The 19,190-nt window shown below is 69.1% G+C and carries 23 protein-coding genes; 14 read left to right on the top strand and 9 right to left on the bottom strand.

Annotated elements, in window-relative coordinates; genetic code table 11:
• Positions 1-30 precede the first annotated feature (30 nt).
• Both AC1RGU_RS04570 and AC1RGU_RS04565 read left to right on the top strand, forming a co-directional pair.
• A complete protein-coding gene (locus tag AC1RGU_RS04570) occupies positions 31-1,251 on the top strand; it encodes a polyhydroxyalkanoate depolymerase (RefSeq protein WP_492695038.1) in 1,221 nt (406 codons plus the stop codon).
• 406 nt (positions 1,252-1,657) lie between these two features.
• On the top strand, positions 1,658-2,356 hold the full coding sequence (locus tag AC1RGU_RS04565) for an N-acetyltransferase (protein WP_492695036.1): 699 nt from the start codon (positions 1,658-1,660) through the stop codon (positions 2,354-2,356).
• Here AC1RGU_RS04565 and AC1RGU_RS04560 read toward each other — a convergent pair.
• Positions 2,353-3,255 (bottom strand): LysR family transcriptional regulator, encoded by a 903-nt coding sequence (locus tag AC1RGU_RS04560; protein WP_492695034.1) that lies wholly within the window; start codon positions 3,253-3,255, stop codon positions 2,353-2,355. The genes AC1RGU_RS04565 and AC1RGU_RS04560 overlap by 4 nt on opposite strands.
• 85 nt (positions 3,256-3,340) lie before the next feature.
• On the opposite strand from AC1RGU_RS04560, the gene AC1RGU_RS04555 reads away from it, so the two are divergent.
• Positions 3,341-4,453 (top strand): adenosine deaminase family protein, encoded by a 1,113-nt coding sequence (locus tag AC1RGU_RS04555; protein ID WP_492695032.1) that lies wholly within the window; start codon positions 3,341-3,343, stop codon positions 4,451-4,453.
• 8 nt (positions 4,454-4,461) lie between these two features.
• A complete protein-coding gene (locus AC1RGU_RS04550) occupies positions 4,462-5,445 on the top strand; it encodes a Bug family tripartite tricarboxylate transporter substrate binding protein (protein ID WP_492695030.1) in 984 nt (327 codons plus the stop codon).
• A 21-nt stretch (positions 5,446-5,466) separates the two neighbouring features.
• Here AC1RGU_RS04550 and AC1RGU_RS04545 read toward each other — a convergent pair whose 3' ends face one another.
• Complete coding sequence (locus AC1RGU_RS04545) at positions 5,467-5,925, bottom strand: CBS domain-containing protein (RefSeq protein ID WP_095744536.1); 459 nt, start codon at positions 5,923-5,925, stop codon at positions 5,467-5,469.
• Positions 5,926-6,073: 148 nt separating this feature from the next.
• On the opposite strand from AC1RGU_RS04545, the gene AC1RGU_RS04540 reads away from it, so the two are divergent.
• Both AC1RGU_RS04540 and AC1RGU_RS04535 read left to right on the top strand, forming a co-directional pair.
• Complete coding sequence (locus AC1RGU_RS04540; protein WP_062476631.1) at positions 6,074-7,384, top strand: O-acetylhomoserine aminocarboxypropyltransferase; 1,311 nt, start codon at positions 6,074-6,076, stop codon at positions 7,382-7,384.
• 1 nt (position 7,385) lies between these two features.
• On the top strand, positions 7,386-8,192 hold the full coding sequence (locus AC1RGU_RS04535) for an alpha/beta fold hydrolase (protein ID WP_492695028.1): 807 nt from the start codon (positions 7,386-7,388) through the stop codon (positions 8,190-8,192).
• Between the two features lie 25 nt (positions 8,193-8,217).
• Here the strand turns inward: AC1RGU_RS04535 and AC1RGU_RS04530 are convergent, their stop codons facing one another.
• Entirely contained in the window at positions 8,218-8,883 is a 666-nt protein-coding gene (locus AC1RGU_RS04530; RefSeq protein WP_369632093.1) for an NAD-dependent epimerase/dehydratase family protein, read from the bottom strand.
• Between the two features lie 21 nt (positions 8,884-8,904).
• A complete protein-coding gene (locus AC1RGU_RS04525) occupies positions 8,905-9,288 on the bottom strand; it encodes a thioredoxin family protein (RefSeq protein ID WP_139705773.1) in 384 nt (127 codons plus the stop codon).
• Positions 9,289-9,386: 98 nt separating this feature from the next.
• On the opposite strand from AC1RGU_RS04525, the gene AC1RGU_RS04520 reads away from it, so the two are divergent.
• Positions 9,387-9,737 (top strand): Mpo1-like protein, encoded by a 351-nt coding sequence (locus tag AC1RGU_RS04520; RefSeq protein ID WP_492695025.1) that lies wholly within the window; start codon positions 9,387-9,389, stop codon positions 9,735-9,737.
• A 22-nt stretch (positions 9,738-9,759) separates the two neighbouring features.
• Here AC1RGU_RS04520 and AC1RGU_RS04515 read toward each other — a convergent pair whose 3' ends face one another.
• A complete protein-coding gene (locus AC1RGU_RS04515) occupies positions 9,760-10,971 on the bottom strand; it encodes a YihY family inner membrane protein (RefSeq protein WP_492695023.1) in 1,212 nt (403 codons plus the stop codon).
• 66 nt (positions 10,972-11,037) lie between these two features.
• On the opposite strand from AC1RGU_RS04515, the gene AC1RGU_RS04510 reads away from it, so the two are divergent.
• On the top strand, positions 11,038-11,451 hold the full coding sequence (locus tag AC1RGU_RS04510; protein ID WP_489057548.1) for a DUF2069 domain-containing protein: 414 nt from the start codon (positions 11,038-11,040) through the stop codon (positions 11,449-11,451).
• A complete protein-coding gene (locus tag AC1RGU_RS04505; RefSeq protein WP_159275170.1) occupies positions 11,448-12,875 on the top strand; it encodes an FAD-binding oxidoreductase in 1,428 nt (475 codons plus the stop codon). The genes AC1RGU_RS04510 and AC1RGU_RS04505 overlap by 4 nt, the downstream gene beginning before the upstream one ends.
• Here the strand turns inward: AC1RGU_RS04505 and AC1RGU_RS04500 are convergent.
• Genes AC1RGU_RS04500 through nthA form a run of 3 tightly spaced genes read right to left on the bottom strand, consistent with a single transcriptional unit; the run spans position 12,872 to position 14,549 of the window.
• Positions 12,872-13,249 carry a nitrile hydratase accessory protein gene (locus AC1RGU_RS04500; RefSeq protein ID WP_159275169.1) on the bottom strand — a complete coding sequence of 126 codons (378 nt, stop codon included), beginning with the start codon at positions 13,247-13,249 and terminating at the stop codon, positions 12,872-12,874. The genes AC1RGU_RS04505 and AC1RGU_RS04500 overlap by 4 nt on opposite strands.
• The gene (gene nthB, locus AC1RGU_RS04495; RefSeq protein WP_159275168.1) at positions 13,246-13,911 is read right to left on the bottom strand and encodes a nitrile hydratase subunit beta; all 666 of its coding nucleotides are present in this window, start codon (positions 13,909-13,911) and stop codon (positions 13,246-13,248) included. Before nthB ends, AC1RGU_RS04500 begins: the two co-directional genes overlap by 4 nt.
• Positions 13,908-14,549: a nitrile hydratase subunit alpha gene (nthA, locus tag AC1RGU_RS04490; protein ID WP_492695022.1), complete on the bottom strand. Its 642-nt coding sequence runs from the start codon at positions 14,547-14,549 to the stop codon at positions 13,908-13,910. The genes nthB and nthA overlap by 4 nt, the downstream gene beginning before the upstream one ends.
• 36 nt (positions 14,550-14,585) lie before the next feature.
• Here nthA and AC1RGU_RS04485 point away from each other — a divergent pair, with 36 nt between their 5' ends.
• From AC1RGU_RS04485 to AC1RGU_RS04475, 3 genes are read left to right on the top strand one after another with little or no spacing between them, the layout of a single operon-like run.
• Positions 14,586-15,425 (top strand): thymidylate synthase, encoded by an 840-nt coding sequence (locus AC1RGU_RS04485; protein WP_159277652.1) that lies wholly within the window; start codon positions 14,586-14,588, stop codon positions 15,423-15,425.
• Between the two features lie 5 nt (positions 15,426-15,430).
• Complete coding sequence (locus tag AC1RGU_RS04480) at positions 15,431-15,949, top strand: dihydrofolate reductase (protein WP_492695020.1); 519 nt, start codon at positions 15,431-15,433, stop codon at positions 15,947-15,949.
• Entirely contained in the window at positions 15,946-17,073 is a 1,128-nt protein-coding gene (locus AC1RGU_RS04475; RefSeq protein ID WP_492695018.1) for a phosphatidate phosphatase App1 family protein, read from the top strand. The genes AC1RGU_RS04480 and AC1RGU_RS04475 overlap by 4 nt, the downstream gene beginning before the upstream one ends.
• A 16-nt stretch (positions 17,074-17,089) precedes the next feature.
• On the opposite strand, the gene AC1RGU_RS04470 is transcribed toward AC1RGU_RS04475, so the two are convergent.
• Positions 17,090-18,331: an NADH:flavin oxidoreductase/NADH oxidase family protein gene (locus AC1RGU_RS04470; protein WP_492695016.1), complete on the bottom strand. Its 1,242-nt coding sequence runs from the start codon at positions 18,329-18,331 to the stop codon at positions 17,090-17,092.
• A gap of 69 nt (positions 18,332-18,400) precedes the next feature.
• Here AC1RGU_RS04470 and AC1RGU_RS04465 point away from each other — a divergent pair, with 69 nt between their 5' ends.
• Entirely contained in the window at positions 18,401-18,895 is a 495-nt protein-coding gene (locus AC1RGU_RS04465) for a MerR family transcriptional regulator (protein WP_492695014.1), read from the top strand.
• A gap of 55 nt (positions 18,896-18,950) precedes the next feature.
• Positions 18,951-19,190 carry a hypothetical protein gene (locus tag AC1RGU_RS04460; RefSeq protein ID WP_095951069.1) on the top strand — a complete coding sequence of 80 codons (240 nt, stop codon included), beginning with the start codon at positions 18,951-18,953 and terminating at the stop codon, positions 19,188-19,190.

Genomic DNA, 19,190 nt, shown 5'->3' with positions numbered 1-19,190 from the left:
GTTGGCCCGCAACTTGCCTGCAACCCGTGCATGCTGTACCGCGCTTACCAGAACCAGGCCGACCTGCTCTCGCCATGGCGGCTCACCGCGCAGTACCTGGGCCGCGCCCTCTGGCAGGACGGCACCGAGCGCACCGCGCTGCGGCGCATGGCCGCGCGCTGCGAGGTCTTCTCGCGCATGCGGCTCACCCACACGCGGCCGGCCTACGGCATCGACAGCGTGGTGGTCGACGGCGCCGACGTGCCCGTGCACGAAGAGGTCGCGCTGGTCTCGCCTTTCGGGACGCTGTTGCACTTTCGCAAGGCACACACCGAAGCGGTGCACCCCCGCGTGCTGCTGGTCGCACCACTGTCGGGCCATTTCGCCACGCTGCTGCGCGAAACCGTGCGCACGCTGCTGCGCGATCACGACGTGTACCTGACCGACTGGCACAACGCGCGCGACGTGCCGCTGTGGCAGGGCCGCTTCGGGCTGGACGACTACACGCTGCAGCTGATGCGCTTTGTCGAGGCCGTGGGCCCGGGCGCGCACATGGTCGCCGTGTGCCAGCCCTGCGTGGCCGCGCTGGCCGCGACCGCGCTCATGGCGGAAGACGACCACCCGGCCACGCCGCGCAGCCTCACGCTGATGGCGGGACCGGTCGATTGCCGCATCAACCCGACCGGCGTGAACGTGCTCGCGACCAGCAAGCCCATCGAGTGGTTCCGCCGCAACCTCATCAGCCATGTGCCGTGGCCGCATGCGGGCGCGATGCGGCGCGTGTACCCCGGCTTCCTGCAGCTCACTGCCTTCATGAGCATGAACCCCGAGCGCCACAAGAAGCAGTTCGAGGACATGGAGCGCCTGCTGGTCGAAGGCGAGCTCGACAAGGCCCGCACCATCGCCGAGTTCTACGACGAGTACCTGGCGGTGAACGACCTGCCGGCCGAGTTCTACCTGGAGACCGTCGAGCGCGTGTTCCAGACCTACGACCTGCCGCGCGGCGTACTCACCGTGGCCGGGCGCACGGTGAACCCCGCGGCGATCCGGCGCACTGCGTTGCTCACGGTGGAAGGCGAGCGCGACGACATCTGCGCGGTCGGCCAGACCGTGGCCGCGCAAGACCTGTGCAGCGGCATCCGCCCGTACCTCAAGACGCACCACCTGCAGGCCGGCGTGGGGCACTACGGCGTGTTCAGCGGCAGCAAATGGAACACGCAGATTTACCCGCGCGTGCGCGAGACGATCCACGCGGCCGACGAACTTCACTGAGCGCAACCCGCGTTCAATCTGGCAGAGACCGCGGGGGCTTTGGTTGCCCGAACACCCCCGGCTTCCTACAATCGACCCTATGAACGTCATGGTTTTCATCCCCGGTTTCGATCGCGCGGCGGCCTCTGCGGCCCCGGGCGACGCGCGCGTGCGCGCACCCGCGGCGATGACGGCGAGGTCGCAGCAGACCCTCGCACATCCCTGAGCCCGGCGGTCAGCCTCCTTTTCTCTTCAGCGCACATCGACCGTCGGGCACCCGCCCCGCGCGGTCGCGCGTCCTGGCTTTGATCCGCCCGGGCGACGCACCACTTCTCCCAGCGTCCGACCTTCTTCCCGCCTCCGGCCCCGTGCCGCGCGGAAGGACCTCGCCCGCTTCGCCGTCGTGTTTCGTCGTGAGGATTTCCCCGTGGTGGCTCTTGCCTGCTCCCCTTCCGTCTCTTTTTCGCCTTCGCCTGCCCTGCCGCCCTGGCCCGCATGGCTGTCGTTCGACGCGCTGCGCCGCCGCCTGCTGCGGCCGGCCGAGCTGCGCATCGACGTCGATCCGAAGAAGGGTCGCCCGAGCGAGCCGCTGACGCCCGTGTACGAGCGCATGCGCGCGATGGGCGAGCGCGTGCAGGACCTGCCCGCGCTGCGCCTGGACGACCCCGACCTGCGCGCGCGCTTTCGCGAGGCCGACGGCGAGACCTACGTGTACATCGAGGACGTGCGCCACCAGCGGCTGGTCGGCTACACCGTGTTCAACCGCCTCATCGAGCTCGACCGCCGCGCCGACCGCCACATCCGCGCGCCGCATTCGCAGTACGACCCCGCCTACCAGCGGCGCGGGCTGGCCACGGCCGTGTACCGCTGGGCGCTGGGCAGCGGCATGTGCCTGATGAGCGGCGCGCGCCAGTCGCCGGGCGCGCACGCGCTGTGGCTGCGCCTGGGGCGCGACTACACGACGGGCTTTGTCGACCTGCGCGAGAAACGGCTGAGCTACCTGGGCGACGAAGTGGATGGCGACACGCTGTCGCAGTTGCACACGCGCATGTTCATGCTCGGCGAAGGCTGGACGCTGGAGCGTTTCAGCAGCGAAACGCGCATGGCAATGCTGGAGACTGCCTAGGCCTGCGGCAGCCGCTCGCGCAGGAACCCGATGAGTTCCTGCGCCGCCACATTGCGCATCGGCCCCGGCAGGTAGGCCAGCACCACGCGCCGCTCGATGCGCGGCGCCGACAGCGGCACCACGGCCAGCTCGGGGTCGCGCAGCGACGAGGTGTACAGCTGCGGCATCAGCCCCAGCGCCTGCCCGCTGCGCACCAGCGCGTAGAGCGTTTCGGAATAGCTCACGCGGTACGGCTGCGCGCCCTGCGCGAACTGCGCGCGCGCCGGGTCGCCCAGCGCCGGCATGCTGCCGCTTTCGAACAGCACGAGGCGCTCGCTGCCGATGGCCTCCCATCGCGCCTCGCCGGCCGCCGCCAGCGCGTGGTCACTGCGCACCACGAGCACCAGCGGGTCGCGGAACAGGTCGATGCATTCCAGGCCGCCCGGCGGTTCGGTGATCGCGGCCACGGCCATGTCGAGCTGGCCGCTGCGCAGCTCGGCCAGCAGCACCGTGGAGGGTGCGTCGCGCCAGGCCAGCTCCACCTCGCCGCGCTGCTTCAGGAAGCCGGCCGCCGCCGCCGCGACGCGCGCGCTGGCCGAGGGGATCACGCCCACGCGCACGTAGGCCCGGCCGCGCTGCACCGTGCTCTCGATGTCGCGCAGCGCCACCTCGAAGGTGTGGACCAGGAAATCGGTGCGCGCCAGCACCTCGGCGCCGACCGGCGTGAGTTCGAGCCGGTGGGTGGAGCGGGTCAGCAGCTCGGCGCCGAGCAGCTTTTCCATCTGCTTGATCGCGTTGCTCAGCGCGGGCTGCGTGATGGCGAGCCGGCGCGCCGCGCGGCCGAAGTGCCCTTCCTCGACCAGCACCGAGAAACACTGCAGCTGGCGCAGCGTGAGCGCACGCAGGGGCAAGGCGGCCATGGGCGTCCTGGTTATCGATTCAATGAATCAAATTATAGAAATTCAAAATTTTCCTTATGAGCACGCACTGCCTAGACTGCGCCGCATGACCCTTGCCGCGCCTGCGCCCGCCGCCGCTCCTTTCACGCTCGAAGCGATGCTGCGCGCCATTCCCAAGGTGGAACTGCACTGCCACCTCTTCGGCACCGTGCGCCACGACACCTTCCGCCAGCTCAACCGGCGTGCCGGCGCGCCCCTCGCCGACGCGGAAATCGACGGCTTCTACACGCGCGGCGAAAAGCCCGTGGGCGTGCTGCGCGTGCTGCGCGCGCTCGACGCCCAGCTGGTGCGCAGCGCCGACGACCTGTACCAGCTCACCCTCGAATACCTGCAGGACGCGGCCTCGCACCAGGTGCGCTACGCCGAGTTCTTCTGGAACCCGACCGGCACGGTGCACGGCTCGGGCATTGCCTACCCGCTGGCGCAGGGCGCCATCGTCCGCGCGATCCACGATGCACAGCAGGCGTTCGGCATCACCGGGCGGCTCATTGCCGCCATCGACCGCGAGGCCAGCGCCGAAGCGGCCGTGGAGATGGTCGAGTGGGTCCAGGCCCACCGCTGCGACGAGGTGATCGGCATCGGCATCGACTACCGCGAGAACGACCGGCCGCCCGAGCTCTTCGCCCGCGCGTATGCCGATGCGAAGAAGGCCGGCCTCAAGACCACCGCGCACGCCGGCGAGTTCGGCATGCCCTGGACCAACGTGCGCACCGCGCTCGAGCTGCTGCAGGTCGACCGCATCGACCACGGCTACACGGTGGTCGACCAGCCCGACTTCGCGCGCCAGTGCGCCGAGCGCGGCGTGATCTTCACCGTGGTGCCGACCAACTCCTACTACCTGCGCACGCTGCCGCCCGAGCGCTGGGCGCTGGACCACCCGATCCGCCGCATGCCCGGCCTGGGCCTGCGCATCCACCCGAACACCGACGACCCGACGCTGCACCAGGTCACGCCCACGGGCGCGTGGCTGATGATGGTGCGCGACTTCGGCTTCGGCCTGGACGACCTGCGCGGCTTCATGCACAACGGCCTGGACGGCGCCTGGATCGACGACACGCAGCGCCGCCAGTGGCGCGCCGAATGGAGCGCCGACTTCGACGCGCTGCGCGCCCGCCTGCCCTGCGAACCCACGCCTTCCGCCACCCCCTTCCCCGGATGAACCCCGCCATGACCACGAACCGCCGCCTGATCCTCGCTGCCGCCGCCCTCTGCGCCGCCCTGCCCACCGGTGCCCTCGCGCAGCCCTCGTGGCCCGCTGCCAAGCCCCTCACGCTGATCGTGCCCTTCACGGCCGGCGGCAGCGTGGACGTCAACGCCCGCCTCGTGGCGCAGCGCCTGGGCGAACGGCTCAAGCAGTCGGTCGTGATCGAGAACGTGAGCGGCGCGGGCGGCGCCATCGGCGTGGCCAAGGCCGTGAGCGCGGCGCCCGACGGCTACACGCTGGTGGTCGGCCCCGACAGCGCCATCGCCATCGGCCGGCTGGTCAACCCCTCGGCCTTCCGCTTCGATCCGCTGAAAGACCTGGCGCCCGTCGGCCTGCTCAACACCGCGCCGATGGTGCTGGTGGCGCGCCCCGGCCTGGACGTGCACAGCTACGCCGACTTCGTGAAGCTCGCCAAGGCCCAGCCCGGGCACTACAACTACGCCACCTCGGGCGTGGGCACCGTGCTGCAGCTGGCGATGGAACTGCTCAAGGAACGCAGCGGCATCTTCGTGACCCACGTGCCCTACCGCGGCGGCGCACAGATCGCCACCGACGTGATCGGCGACCAGGTCGACCTCGCGATGCTGGTGAGCACCAGCGCCATTCCGCACGTGAACGGCAAGCGCCTGAAGGCCTTGGGCATCACCGGCAGCCAGCGCCTGCCGGCGCTCGCGCAGGTGCCCACCTTCAACGAGATGCCCGGCCTCAAGGGCTACGACATGGTGAGTTGGACCGGCATCTTCGCGCCCGCGAAAACGCCGCCGGCCGTGGTGGCGCGGCTCAACCAGGAACTGAATGCGGTGCTGCAGGAGGAAGGCGTGCGCGCCAAACTGGCGGAGCAAGGCGCATTGCCGGGCAGCGGAACGCCGGAGGCGTTCGGGAAGTTCGTGCAGGCCGAATACGCACGCAATCAAAAGATCGTACAGACCGCCAACATCAAAGAGTAGCGGTCAGTCGGCCGGCCGGGCTCAGCCGGCCTTTTCGTTGCTCTCGTCTTCCGGCCAGTCGCGGATGTAGGCCTTGAGCATCTTGTTCTCGAAGTTCTGCGCGTCGACCACGGCCTTGGCCACGTCGTAGAAGCTGATCACGCCCATGAGCATGCGCTTGTCCATCACGGGCATGTAGCGCGCGTGGCGCTCCAGCATGATGCGACGGATTTCGTCGAGGTCGGTTTCGAGCGTGCAGGTGACGGGCGCGTCGTCCATGGCCTTGCGCACCAGCGTGGTCCCAACCTGGCCGCCGTTGTTGACGACCGCCACGATCACTTCACGAAACGTGAGCATGCCGACCAGGTCGCCGTGCTCCATGACCACCAGCGAACCGATGTCCTTGTCCGCCATGGTCTGGGCGGCTTCCGCCAGCGGGTCGTCCGGCGTGATGGTGAAGAGCGTGTTGCCCTTGACGCGAAGAATGTCGCTGACTTTCATGGTGGTGCTCCTCTCGGGGATTCGTCGTTCTCGGCGTCGTGCCGATTTGAATATAGCCCACAATCGACGCCGACCCGAACGCCCCTGTCGCCTGTGCAAGCATTGCCGGCGTCACGGGGCATTGCGAAGAGACAACAGAAAGGCCTTCATGCCCGGTTATTCCGACCCCGGTTTCGACACCCTCGCGCTGCACGCCGGCGCCGCCCCCGACCCCACCACCGGCGCGCGGGCCGTTCCCATCCACCTGACGACCTCCTTCGTCTTCGAATCCAGCGACCACGCGGCCGCGCTGTTCAACCTGGAGCGTGCAGGCCACGTCTACTCGCGCATCAGCAACCCGACCAACGCGGTGCTGGAGCAGCGCGTGTCGGCGCTCGAAGGCGGCATCGGCGCCATCGCCACGGCCAGCGGCCAGGCGGCGCTGCACCTGTCGGTCGCCACGCTGATGGGCGCGGGCTCGCACATCGTCGCCAGCACGGCGCTGTACGGCGGTTCGCAGAACCTGCTGCACTACACGATGCGCCGCTTCGGCATCGAGACCACCTTCGTGAAGCCCGGCGACCTCGACGCCTGGCGCGCCGCGGTGCGCCCCGAGACCAAGCTCTTCTTCGGCGAGACCGTGGGCAACCCGGGCCTGGATGTGCTCGACATTCCCGCCGTGAGCGACATCGCCCACGAAGCCGGCGTGCCGCTGCTGGTCGACTCCACGCTCACCTCGCCCTACCTCATCAAGCCTTTCGACTGGGGCGCCGACCTGGTCTACCACTCGGCCACCAAGTTCCTGTCGGGCCACGGCACCGTCATCGGCGGCGTGGTGGTCGACGGCGGCAGCTTCGACTGGGAGAAGTCGGGCAAGTTCGCCGAGCTCACGCAGGCCTACGACGGCTTCCACAACATGGTGTTCAGCGAGGAAAGCACCGTCGGCGCCTTCCTGCTGCGCGCGCGCCGCGAAGGCCTGCGCGACTTCGGCGCCTCGATGAGCCCGCACACCGCCTGGCTGATCCTGCAGGGCATCGAGACGCTGCCGCTGCGCATGGAGCGCCACATCGACAACACGCAGAAGGTGGTCGAGTTCCTGGCCAGCCATCCGTTCGTGTCGCGCGTGGGACATCCGCTGATCGAGTCACACCCGAGCCATGCGCTCGCGCAGAAGCTGCTGCGCCACGGCGCGCGCGGCGCCGGCGCGGTGTTCAGCTTCGACATCAAGGGCAGCCGCGCGCAGGGCAAGGCCTTCATCGAAGCGCTCAAGCTGTTCAGCCACCTGGCCAACGTGGGCGATTGCCGCAGCCTGGTGATCCACCCGGCCAGCACCACGCACTTCCGCATGACCGACGAGGCACTGGCGGGCGCGGGCATCTCGCAGGGCACCATTCGCCTGTCGATCGGCCTGGAAGACCCGGCCGACCTGATCGACGACCTCAAGCGCGCGCTGAAGGCCGCGGAAAAAGCGGGAGCCTGAGATGAACTACACCGTCAACGGCCACGACGCCTACTGCTACACCGCCGGCAAGCCCTTCGATGCGGCCAAGCCCACGGTAGTGTTCATCCACGGCGTGCTCAACGACCACAGCGTGTGGATTCTGCAAAGCCGCTGGTTCGCCAACCACGGCTGGAACGTGCTGGCGGTCGACCTGCCGGGCCACTGCAAGAGCGCCGGCGCACCGCCGGCCAGCGTGGAAGAGGCGGCGCAGTTCGTCATTGCGCTGCTCGACGCGGCGGGCGTACAGAAGGCCGCGCTGGTCGGCCACAGCTTCGGCTCGCTGATCGCGCTCGAAGCCGCGGCGCGCGCGCCCGAGCGCATCACGCAACTCGCGATGGTCGGCACCGCTTACCCGATGGTGGTGTCGCCCGCGCTGCTCGAAAGCTCGGTGAGTGATCCGCAGCGCGCCATCGCGATGGTCAACACCTTCTCGCACTCGCTGCTGGCGCCACCGCCTTCGTCGCTCGGCCCGGGCACCTGGCTGTACGGCAGCTCGCGCGCCCTGATGCGCCGCGTGCTCGCGAGCAACCGCGAGGCCAATGTGTTCCACATCGGTTTCAAGGCCTGCAACGACTACGCGAACGGCGAAGCGGCGATGGAGAAGGTGCAGTGCCCCGTGCTGTTCCTCCTGGGCGACGCCGACCAGATGACGCCGCCGCGCGCCACCAAGGCGCTGGTGGGCAAGGCGCGCAACGCCAAGGTGGTGACGGTGCATGCCGGCCACGCGCTGATGAGCGAGGCGCCGGACGAAGTGCTGTTCGCGCTGCGCGACTTCGTCGCGGGCTGAAAAGCTGCGACGAGCGCCGGGCGGCTCAGCTGCCCAGCGCGTTGATGTCCGCCGGATCGAGCAGCACCTTGCGTGCGCCCCGGCGTGCCACCGCGAGCATCGCGCGGCCCACCTTCTCGGTGGTGGTCACGCGGTCGGGCCACCAGCGGTGGGCCAGCCCGAGCACGGGCTTGAGCACCACGATCGCGGCGTCGTACAGCGGCGTCTTCGAGCGCACGCCGTGCAGCGGCTGGATCATGCCGGGCCGGAACATGTAGGACGCGCGAAACGGCAGGCGCATCAGCGCGTTCTCGGTCGCGCCCTTCACGCGCGCCCACATGCGTTCGCCGCGCTCGCTGCTGTCGGTGCCCGCGCCCGTCACGTAGGTGAAGGTCATGCCCGGGTTGAGCCGCGCCAGCACGGTGGCGGCTGCGATCGTCAGGTCGTAGGTGATGCGCTTGTACTCGGGCTCCTTCATGCCGACCGAGGACACGCCCAGGCAGAAGAAGCAGGCGTCGAAGCCTGTCAGCTGCGACTCGATGGCGCGGTAGTCGAACATGTCGGTGTGCACCAGGTCCTGCAGCTTGGGATGCTGCTGCCCGGTGGCACTGCGTCCCACGGCCACCACGCGTTCCACGTCGGGCGCCAGCAGGCACTCGCGCAGCACGCCCTGCCCCACCATGCCGGTGGCGCCAAAGATCAGGATGTTCATGGGAAGGAAGCTCCGAAGCGGTCAGACCGCGAAGGCCGCGGGCTTTTTCTCGAGCACGGCCAGCAACAGGTCGACGTCGAGGCTGGAAGGCTGCGGCGGCTGCAGCGCGCCGAGCAGGCGCGACAGCGTTTCGATGTGCGGCAGCAGCGGACCGAGAAAGCGCGTGCCGTCCGCGCCCGCCACTAGCAGGGTCGGGAAGGTCTCGACGTCGAAGGCGTCGGCGATCTCGGCGTGGTCCTCGATGTCGACCCAGGCGAAGCGGAACTGCGGGTGCGCCTTTGCCAGCTCGACCAGCAGCGGCCGGTAGTCGCGGCAGGTGCCGCACCATTCGGCGCAGAGGCAGACGACCCATAGCGCGTTGGCATCGGCGGAAGAATCGACGGGGACGACGGGAACAGCGCTCAAGGTGGATACGGCGAAGGTGGGATGGCGAACCCGGGTGGTGCGGCCGCGGGGTCGTGGCTATTATCAACAAAGCCCCTGCGGGGCGCAGGAGACCCATGATGAACACCTCCACCCCTGCCGCACAGAACACGCCGGCCACGGTCGATCCGCGCCGCTTCACCAGCTTTGCCGAGTTCTATCCCTTCTACCTGACCGAGCACGCCAACGTCACCTGCCGGCGGCTGCATTTCGCGGGCTCGACGATTTCGCTGCTGTGCCTCGTGGCCCTGGTGGTCACGCTCAATCCGTGGTGGCTGCTGGCCGGGCTGGTGGCGGGCTACGGCTTCGCCTGGGTCGGGCACTTCGGCTTCGAGAAGAACAAGCCGGCCTCGTTCAAGCGCCCGCTGTACTCCTTCATGGGCGACTGGACGATGTACCGGGACATCTGGGCCGGCCGCGTCAAGATCTGACGACCCGAACGCCAGGGCGCTCCTAGATCAATAGCACGTCGCCCAGCCGCAGCGTGCGCAGCGGGCCCTTCTGCCACAGGTCTTCGAGCGGCTCGGCACGCGGCATCAGCAGCTCGCGCAGCAACGGTTCGATGGGCGTCGATGGGTCGGCCAGCAGCACGTAGCGCGGGTCCTGGTTGGCGGGTTCCTCGGCCAGCGGCGCGATCCAGTCCAGCCGCACCAGCGTCTCGAGCACCGGTGCCAGCTGCAGCCCGTCGACCCGCATGCGCGTCAGCAGTTCGCTCGCGCCCATGCCCTTGGCCGGCGTGGCCTGCGCGCGCGCCAGGTGCTGCAGCACTTCCATCGCGAGCTGCATCGGCCAGCCCGCCGCGCCGCCCCGACGCGCCACGCCCGTCAGCAAACTCGGCAGGTAGGCCGCGATGACGGCGCCCAGCAGCACGATCACCCAGGCCACGTAGATCCACACCAGCAGGATCGGGAAGGTGGCGAAGGCGCCATACAGCACCGAGTAGGTCGGCACCAGGCTCAGGTAGTAGCCCAGCACGCGCTTGGCGATCTCGATGGCCGCCGCCACGAAGAGGCCGCCGGCCCAGGCATGCGACCAGCGCACCGTGGTGTTCGGCACGTAGTGGTACAGCCCGGCCATGCCGGCCGCGAGCAGCAGGAATTCCAGGGAGTCGAAGGCCAGCTTGACGATGCCTCCGCCCACCACGTCGCGCGAAGCGGCGAACACGTACGAGGTGGTCGACAGGCTCACCGCAAGAATCAGCGGCCCGAGCGTGATGGTGGCCCAGTAGATCAGCACCCGCTGCGCCAACGGCCGCGGCGTGCGCACGCGCCAGATGTTGTTGAGCGTCTTGTCGATGGTGAGGATCAGCGCGATGGCGGTGATCAGCAGCACCACCAGGCCCGCGATGCCGAGGCCGCTGGCCTTGCTCGCGAACTGGTTCAGGTAGCCCAGCACCTGGCGCGCGATGTTGTCGGGAATCAGGCTCTCGATCAGCCAGCGCTGCAGGCGGCCCTGCATGGTGGCGAACATCGGGAACACGGTGAAGAGGGCGAGCGCCACCGTGAAGAACGGCACCATCGCGATGGTCGTGGTGAAGGTCAGGCTGCTGGCCGTGAGGCCGAGGCGGTCTTCGCGAAAACGCTCGCCCAATACCGCTGCGGTGTTGCGCCAAGGAAAGCGCGAAAGATCCCTCCAAAGCTGCCGACGATTCATGGCCGGTATCATGCCATCCGCTCTTTCCCGAGACGCGCCACACCCAGTGCGCCTCCCCCTCTCTCTTTCGCCGCCACCGTGTCCGACACCCCACTCCCGCCCTCTTCCGTCCGCGCCACCCGATGGGCCGCCGTGGGCAGCCTCGTCGGCCTGATCGTGCTGGGCCTGGCCTGGGAGTTGTGGCTGGCGCCGCTGCGCCCGGGCGGCTCGCTGCTCGCGCTCAAGGTGCTGCCGCTGGTCATTCCGCTCGCGGGGCTCTACAAGAACCGCATGTACACCTACCGCTGGGTCAGCCTGATGATCTGGCTCTACTTCACCGAAGGCGTGGTACGCGCCTGGAGCGACACCAATGGCGTGGGACAAATCCTCGCGCTCGTCGAGGTGCTGCTCTGCCTCGTGCTCTTCGCGGCCTGCGCGTGGCATGTGCGCCTTCGCCTGCGTCACGCCAAGGCCGCTGCTGCTGCCCGTCCCCTGGAGGCTTCCGCCCAATGACCACCTCTTCTTCCCTCCTCGACCAACTGCGCGCCATCGTCGGCGCCACGCACGTGCTGACCGAGGGCGACCTCGCGGCCTACGAGCAGGACTGGCGCAAGCGCGCGCGCGGCAAGTCGCTGGCCGTGGTGCGCCCGGCCAATGCGCAGCAGGTGGCCGACGTGGTCAAGGCCTGCGCCGCGGCCGGCACGGCCGTCATTCCGCAGGGCGGCAACACCGGCCTGGCGGTCGGCTCCATTCCCGACGACAGCGGCACGCAGGTGGTGCTGAGCCTGCAGCGACTGAACGCGATCCGCAACATCGACGCCGCCAACCTCACGATGACCGTCGAAGCGGGCTGCATCCTGCAGACGCTGCAAGAAACCGCCGAGAAAGCCGGCTACCTGTTCCCCCTGAGCCTGGCGGCCGAGGGCAGCTGCACCATCGGCGGCAACCTCGCGACCAACGCGGGCGGCACGCAGGTCGTGCGCTACGGCAACACGCGCGACCTGTGCCTGGGCCTGGAAGTGGTCACGCCGCAAGGCGAGATCTGGGAAGGCACGAGCGGCCTGCGCAAGGACAACACCGGCTACGACCTGCGCGACCTGATCGTCGGCAGCGAAGGCACGCTGGGCGTCATCACCGCCGCCACCATGAAGCTGTACCCGCTGCCCGCCGCGCAGCTCACGGCCTGGGCGGCCGTGCCCTCGCTCGACCACGCGGTCACGCTGCTGGGCCTGGCACACAAGCACCTGGGTTCGGGCCTCACGGGCTTCGAGGTGATGGGCAAGTTCGCGCTGAGCCTGGTCGACAAGCACATGCCGCAGCTGCGCGTGCCCTTCATCGCCGACGAGGCCGTGCCCTACTGCGTGCTGCTCGAGAACTCCGACAGCGAGTCCGAGGACCACGCCCGCGCGCGCTTCGAGGCGCTGCTCGAAACCGCCTTCGAAGACGGCTGCGTGACCGACGCGGTGGTGGCCGAGAACCTCACGCAGGCGCACCAGCTCTGGCACATCCGCGAGAGCATTCCGCTCGCACAGGCCGAAGAGGGGCTGAACATCAAGCACGACATCTCGATCCCCGTGTCGCGCATCCCGGCCTTCGTGGAAGCCACCGACGCCCTGCTGAAACGCGAGATCGCCGGCGTGCGGCTCGTGAACTTCGGCCACCTGGGCGACGGCAACCTGCACTACAACGTGCAGGCGCCCGAGAACATCGACACCAAGGCGTTCTTGAAGAACGAGGAAGAGCGCATCAACACGCTGGTCTACGACGCGGTCGAGCAGTTTGGCGGCTCGTTCTCGGCCGAGCATGGCGTGGGCTCGCTCAAGGTCGACAAGCTCGAGAAGCACAAGTCGCCGGTGGCGCTGGAGATGATGCGGGCGATCAAGCGCGGGCTCGACCCGAAGAACATCCTGAACCCGGGGCGCGTGATCCGGGTCTAGCCAGAAAAATCCTCGCCGCGCAGCTCGATCGGCTGGCCATGCGGCGTGCGCTCCGCCGCGTGGTCCCAGGCGTGGCGGTAGCGGGCCAGCTCATCGCCGGAACTCGCGCCCTTGCGGGCCACGAGGCCTTCGAGTGCGGCGAGCCAGTGGCGGTAGTAGGTGTCGCCCGTGTCCGGGTCGCCCGCGGCCTGCGCGGCGGTGATCTGGGCGGCCAGCGCCTCGGCCCATTCGACCCAGCTGAACAGCCCGCGCTCGTGCAACGCCAGCGTCATCGCGAAGGCCTGCGCCTCCCACGGTTCCCTGAACACCGGCCCGTCGGCGTCGCGCGGCATGCCCGGGGCGAGTGCGAGCGGCGGCATGTCGTTCGCCTTCATGCCGCGGGCTCCAGGTAGCTTTCCCACGCATCGACGGACACGGCCAGGTTCTGGCGCGGCGCGCCGTCGCCCCACAGCTCGGCCTCGTCGAAGACCACGGTGTAGAGCCATTGCGGCTGCTCGCCCAGGCCCTGCGCATTCGCATCGGCGAACACGTGCGCGCCGTGGATGTGTTCGATCGTGCCGCGCTTGCCCTGCACATAGGCCGGCAGGCGCGTGTGGTGGTCGACGCGCCCGAGGTGCATGCGCACGGCCTGCCCGACCGCAAAGCGCGCAGGCGCCGATGCGGGGCGCTCGGTGCCGGAGCCCTTGGCGAGCACGGCGGGCACGTTCTCGGCCTGCAGCACGCGGGCGACCGGCGCGGCCGGATGGTGCATCTGCCCGGACGCGATCTCGTCCGCGAAGACCTGGCCGCGTTGCAGCATGAGCTGCTCCAGCGCGCCGAGCCAGATCTGGTAGTAGCTCAGGTCGCGGTAGTCGGACAGCGTCTCGCGCGCGGCGCGGCTGGTGTCGATGTTCCAGGAGCCGGTCGCACCCATGGCCAGGGTGAGCGCCAGCGCGCGCGGCTCCCAGGCGCCATGGAACAGCTCGCCTTCGGGCTCGGGCGTGACGGGGCCGAAGCCGGGTTGTCCGCCGAGGTCGGCATGCGTCGTGTAGGTCATGTCGTGCTCCTTGCCGACGGCGCCTCGACCACGCGCGTGCCGATCATCGAATCGCGCGAGACCAGCGCGGCGAGTTCGTCTTCGCTCCAGCCCTCGGTGCCCGCCGGGCGCTGCGGGATGACAAGGTAGCGCACCTCGGCGGTCGAGTCCCAGACGCGGATGCGCGTGGTCTCGGGCAAGGTGGTGCCGAAGTCGGCCAGCACCCCGCGCGGGTCTTTCACCGCGCGCGAGCGGTAGGGCGCGCTCTTGTACCAGGTGGGCGGCAGGCCGAGCACGGGCCAGGGGTAGCAGCTGCAGAGGGTGCAGACGACCATGTGGTGCTGGTCGTCGGTGTTGGCCACCGCGACCATGTGTTCGCCCTGGCGGCCGGTGTAGCCCAGCGAGGCGATGGCCGCCGTGGCGTCGGCCATCAGCCATTCATGGAACTTGCGGTCGACCCAGGCCCGCGCCACCACCCGTGCGCCGTTGCGCGGGCCGATGCGGGTCTGGTAGGTGTCGATCAGCGCGTCGAGCGCGGCGGGGTTGATGTAGCCTTTTTGCGTGAGCACGCTTTCGAGGGCGCGCACGCGCAGGTCCATCTCGCCGAGTTCGCTGCTGTGGTCGTGGGAATGGTCGTGGGAGTGGTCATGGCCGGTCATCGGCCGATGCTAGCGCCGCCCCGTAAAATTCCCAACATGACCCTCCCTGCCCGCCCCGTCCGCTCCCAGTACGAAGATTTCATGCGCCACGTCGACACACACGGCGTGTTCAAGAGCGACCGCACGGGCACGGGCACCAAGAGCGTGTTCGGCCACCAGATGCGCTTCGACCTGAACGAGGGCTTTCCGCTGGTGACCACGAAGAAGGTGCACCTGAAGTCCATCATCCAGGAACTGCTGTGGTTCCTGACCGGCTCCAGCAACAACAACTGGCTCAAGGAGCGCGGCGTCACCATCTGGGACGAATGGGCGCGCGAAGACGGCGACCTGGGCCCGGTGTACGGCGTGCAGTGGCGCAGCTGGCCCACGCCCGACGGCGGGCACATCGACCAGATTTCCGACGTCATCAAGACGCTGAAGAGCAACCCCGACTCGCGCCGCATCATCGTGAGCGCCTGGAACGTGGCCGAGCTGTCGAAGATGGCGCTCATGCCCTGCCACGCCTTCTTCCAGTTCTACGTGGCGCCGCCGCAAGCCGAGGGCGAGCGCGGCAAGCTCAGCTGCCAGCTCTACCAGCGCAGCGCCGACATCTTCCTGGGCGTGCCCTTCAACATCGCCAGCTACGCGCTGCTCACGCACATGGTCGCGCAGCAGTGCGACCTCGACGTGGGCGACTTCATCTGGACCGGCGGCGACTGCCACATCTACAGCAACCACGCCGAGCAGGTGAAGCTGCAGCTCAGCCGCACGCCCTTCCCCTACCCCACGCTGAACATCAAGCGCAAGCCCGACTCGATCTTCGACTACCAGTACGAAGACTTCGAAGTGCTGGACTACAGGCACGGCGATCCGATCAAGGCGCCGGTGGCGGTGTGAACGCGATGAGCGCCACCACGCCCCGCATCAACCTGATCTTCGCGCGCGCCGCCAATGGCGTGATCGGCGTGAACAACACCATTCCCTGGCACCTGCCGGAGGACATGGCCCACTTCAAGCAACAGACCGCGGGCGCGCCCGTGGTGATGGGCCGCAAGACCTGGGATTCGCTGCCGCCGCGCTTTCGCCCGCTGCCGGGCCGCCGGAACATCGTGGTCACGCGACAAGCTGACTGGCAGGCCGAAGGCGCGCAAGCGGTCGGCAGCCTGCCCGATGCGCTGTCGCTGTGCACGCCGTCGGACTCGCCCGAGGTCTGGGTGATCGGCGGCGCACAGATCTACGCCGAAGCCGAGCCGCTGGCCCAGCGCGCCGTGGTCACCGAGATCGCACGCGACTACGAAGGCGACGCGCACGCCCCCGTGCTCGACGCCGCCATATGGCGCGAGACGCAGCGCGAGTCGCACGTCTCGGCCAAGGACGGCCTGCCCTTCAGCTTCGTGACCTACGAACGCGTCACTGCATGACGATCAAGCACCGCGCGCCCGGTACCTCGCCACAACTGTCGCGTCGCACCGTGCTGGCCGGTGCCGCCCTGCTCGCCGGCCTCGCGCCGCTGCAGGCCCTGCATGCTGCCGGGCCGCTGGAGTCGGACGAAGAGGCGCTGTTCATGCCCGGCACCGCGCGCCCCACGGCCGACGGCCGGCTCGAGGTCGACGTGCATGCCTGGGTGTTCGAGCGCGAGCACCGCTGGGGCCTGGACGCCGCGCTCGCGCGCTACCTCGGCATGAACCTGAAGAAGCTCACGCCGGCCGCGCGGCTGCGCTTCAGCCAGCGCACCGCGCTGTTCCATGCCGAGTCGGAAGAAGACAAGGTGATCGACGTCGTCTTCGACGGCTCTGCCACGCGCCTCACGATGCCGCCCACGGGCGCCGACGGCCGCAGCAACCTGCGCGCCGTCGTCGAGGCCTCGCACATCCCGGCGTCGCAGGAGTGGCTGCCGTTCCATGGCGTGACCGGTCCGGGCGAGCTGCTGCCGCGCTTTCGCGGCCGTGCGCAGATCGTGCCGGCGCAGGGCGTGTCGGTCATCTCGGACATCGACGACACCATCAAGCGCACGCAGGTGCGCGACCGGCGCGAGATGCTGCTGAACACCTTCGCGCGCCGCTTCGAGGCCGCGCCGGGCATGGCGGCGCACTACCGCGCGCTGGCGCAGGCGCCCGGCACGCGCTTTCACTATCTCTCGGGCAGCCCGATCCAGCTGTACCCCGCGCTCACGGACTTCATTCGCGACGCCGACTTTCCCGCCGGCAGCATGCACCTGCGCGAGAGCACGACATGGCGCACGCTGATCCCCAGCGCCGAAGACTCGCGCGCGCACAAGCTCGGCGTGATCGAGCGGCTGCTGGCCGAATTTCCGCAGCGCCGCTTCCTGCTCGTGGGCGATTCGGGCGAGGCCGATCCCGAGATCTATGCGCAGGTGTTCCGTGCGCATCCGCAGCGCATCGACGGCATCGTGATCCGCGACGTGACCGACGAGAACCGGCTGTCCGATCGCTACCGCGCCACCTTCGAAGGCATCGCGCCCGTGGTCTGGCACCTGCTGCGGCCCGACACCACCGCCTGGCCGATTCAACCGGCCAATCGATAGCGGCACCGACGACGGTTCACGCCGCGCGCGCGCCCAGCCAGCGCCGGTAGCGCTTCGTCAGCCGCTTCGTGCGCAACTGGTCGAGCACCAAGGTCAGGAAGGGCGAATGCGCAGGCGCGCTGTTGCGGCCCGGACGCAGCGTGCGCAGCCGGCGCTTCACCAGCGCCATGCGCGCCAGTGCGGCCATGACCTGGTCCTTCCAGTCGACCTGCGGGCTCTGCGCCGCCGCGTCTTCGCCCGCGCGCCAGCGTGCGGGCAGGTCGGGCGCCACGGCCAATGCGGTGGCCATGCCCACCACCGCGACGCCCTCCCCCAGCACCCGTTCGGCGACGGCGCGGCGCACGATGCCGCCCGTGGTCATGACCGGCATGCGCGCCTCGGCGGCCAGCTCCCGGGCGAACTCCAGGAAGTAGGCCTCGCGCGCCAGCGTGCGGCCGTCGGCGGTGCGGCCCTGCATCGCCGGGCTCTCGTAGCTGCCGCCCGACAGTTCGACCAGGTCCACGGCCTCGTCGTTGAGCCAGCGGATGACCTGCTTCGCATCGTTCTCCGAGAAACCGCCGCGCTGGAAGTCGGCGGAGTTGAGCTTCACGGCCACGGCGAAGCCACGCGCCACGCGGGCCCGCACAGCACGCACCACGTCGAGCAAAAAGCGCGCGCGGTTCTCCAGGCTGCCGCCCCAGGCATCGGTGCGCTGGTTGGTCAGCGGCGACAAGAACTGCGAGAGCAGGTAGCCGTGCGCCGCATGCACCTGCACGCCGGTGAAGCCCGCGCGCTCGGCGGCCTGCGCCGTGGCGGCGAAGCGGTCGACGGTCTCGGCGATCTCCGCCTCGCTCATCGCCTTGGGTTGCACGAAAAGCTTGCTGTGCTTGCCCAGGTCGAGCGCCACCGACGACGGCGCCCACGCCGTGCCGCCCATGTTGATCTGCACCTGGCGACCCGGATGGTTGATCTGCATCCACACCTGCGCGCCGCCGCTGCGCGCGGCCGCGGCCCATTCGGCGAAGCGCTCGAGCGGCGTATCGGCTTCGAGCACGACGCCGCCCGGGCCGGTGAGTGCGCGGCCGTCGATCATCACGTTGCCCGTGAGGATCAGGCCCGCCCCGCCCTGCGCCCAGACACGGTAGAGGTCGTGCAGCGCCGCGCCCGGCAACTGCCCGGCATCGGCCATGTTCTCCTCCATGGCGGCCTTGGCCAGGCGGTTGGGCAGGACGCTCCCGTTGGGCAGGGTCAGCGGCAGGAAAAGCGGCGAGGAGTTCACGATGAGGACCGGGTGGTGGAGTGGAAAAACCCGATGCTAAGATTAAAGCCAACTTGAAGGTCAAGCGATATGAAGATCGGTGAACTGGCAGACAAGACCGGCATGGCGCCCTCGGCCATCCGCTTCTACGAACAAAGCGGCCTGCTGCCCGCGCCCGAGCGCGGCGCCAATGGGTACCGCGTCTACACCGAGGCCGCGCTCAAGCGGCTGCAGCTGATCCAGATCGCGCAGAACCTCGGCTTCTCGCTGGACAGCCTGCGCAGCGCCTTCGCGGGCTGCGAGGTCTTCTCGGGGGACGACCTGCTCGAACGGCTCGACGGCCGCGTGCGCGAAATCGACCAGCTCATGGCCGGCCTGCGCGCGCAGCGGCGCGACCTGACCGACCTGCGCGCCACCTTGCGCCAGACCTGGGCCGCTGGCGAATGCATGGACCCCGCCACGCTGGCCGAAAGCATGGCTACGACCAGAAACAAAGTGGCACGTCCTTCGCGCGCGCCGAAAGAACTGGAAACTTCGGTACACGCCTCGAAAGGCATGCGCGGCGCAGGGTTTAGACAGCGCTAATTGTTTGTGCGCACAATGTCCGGACCGCCCTCCCCTCAACCCAAGGAGACGACCCATGTCCATGGAATTTCTTCGGACCCTCGCCGAGCAGAAATTGCCATACGTCCTCCACACGCCCGCAGACATCGACAGGCTGCGCGTGCTGCGTGCCGCCGATCTCGTGACTGCCTTCATTCCGCCGTCGGAGCACGCGCCCGACGAGCGCGCAATCCATCAGCTGGCCCAGGTGGAATCGATCACCGCGAAGGGCCGCCTGGCCCTGAACAAGGCGACCTCTTCGTTCATCGAACTCTGA

Source organism: Variovorax sp. GW823-FHT02B07, assembly GCF_058797695.1.
Note: the sequence above shows the minus strand (reverse complement) of the source record. Positions and strands in the feature narration are given on the sequence as shown.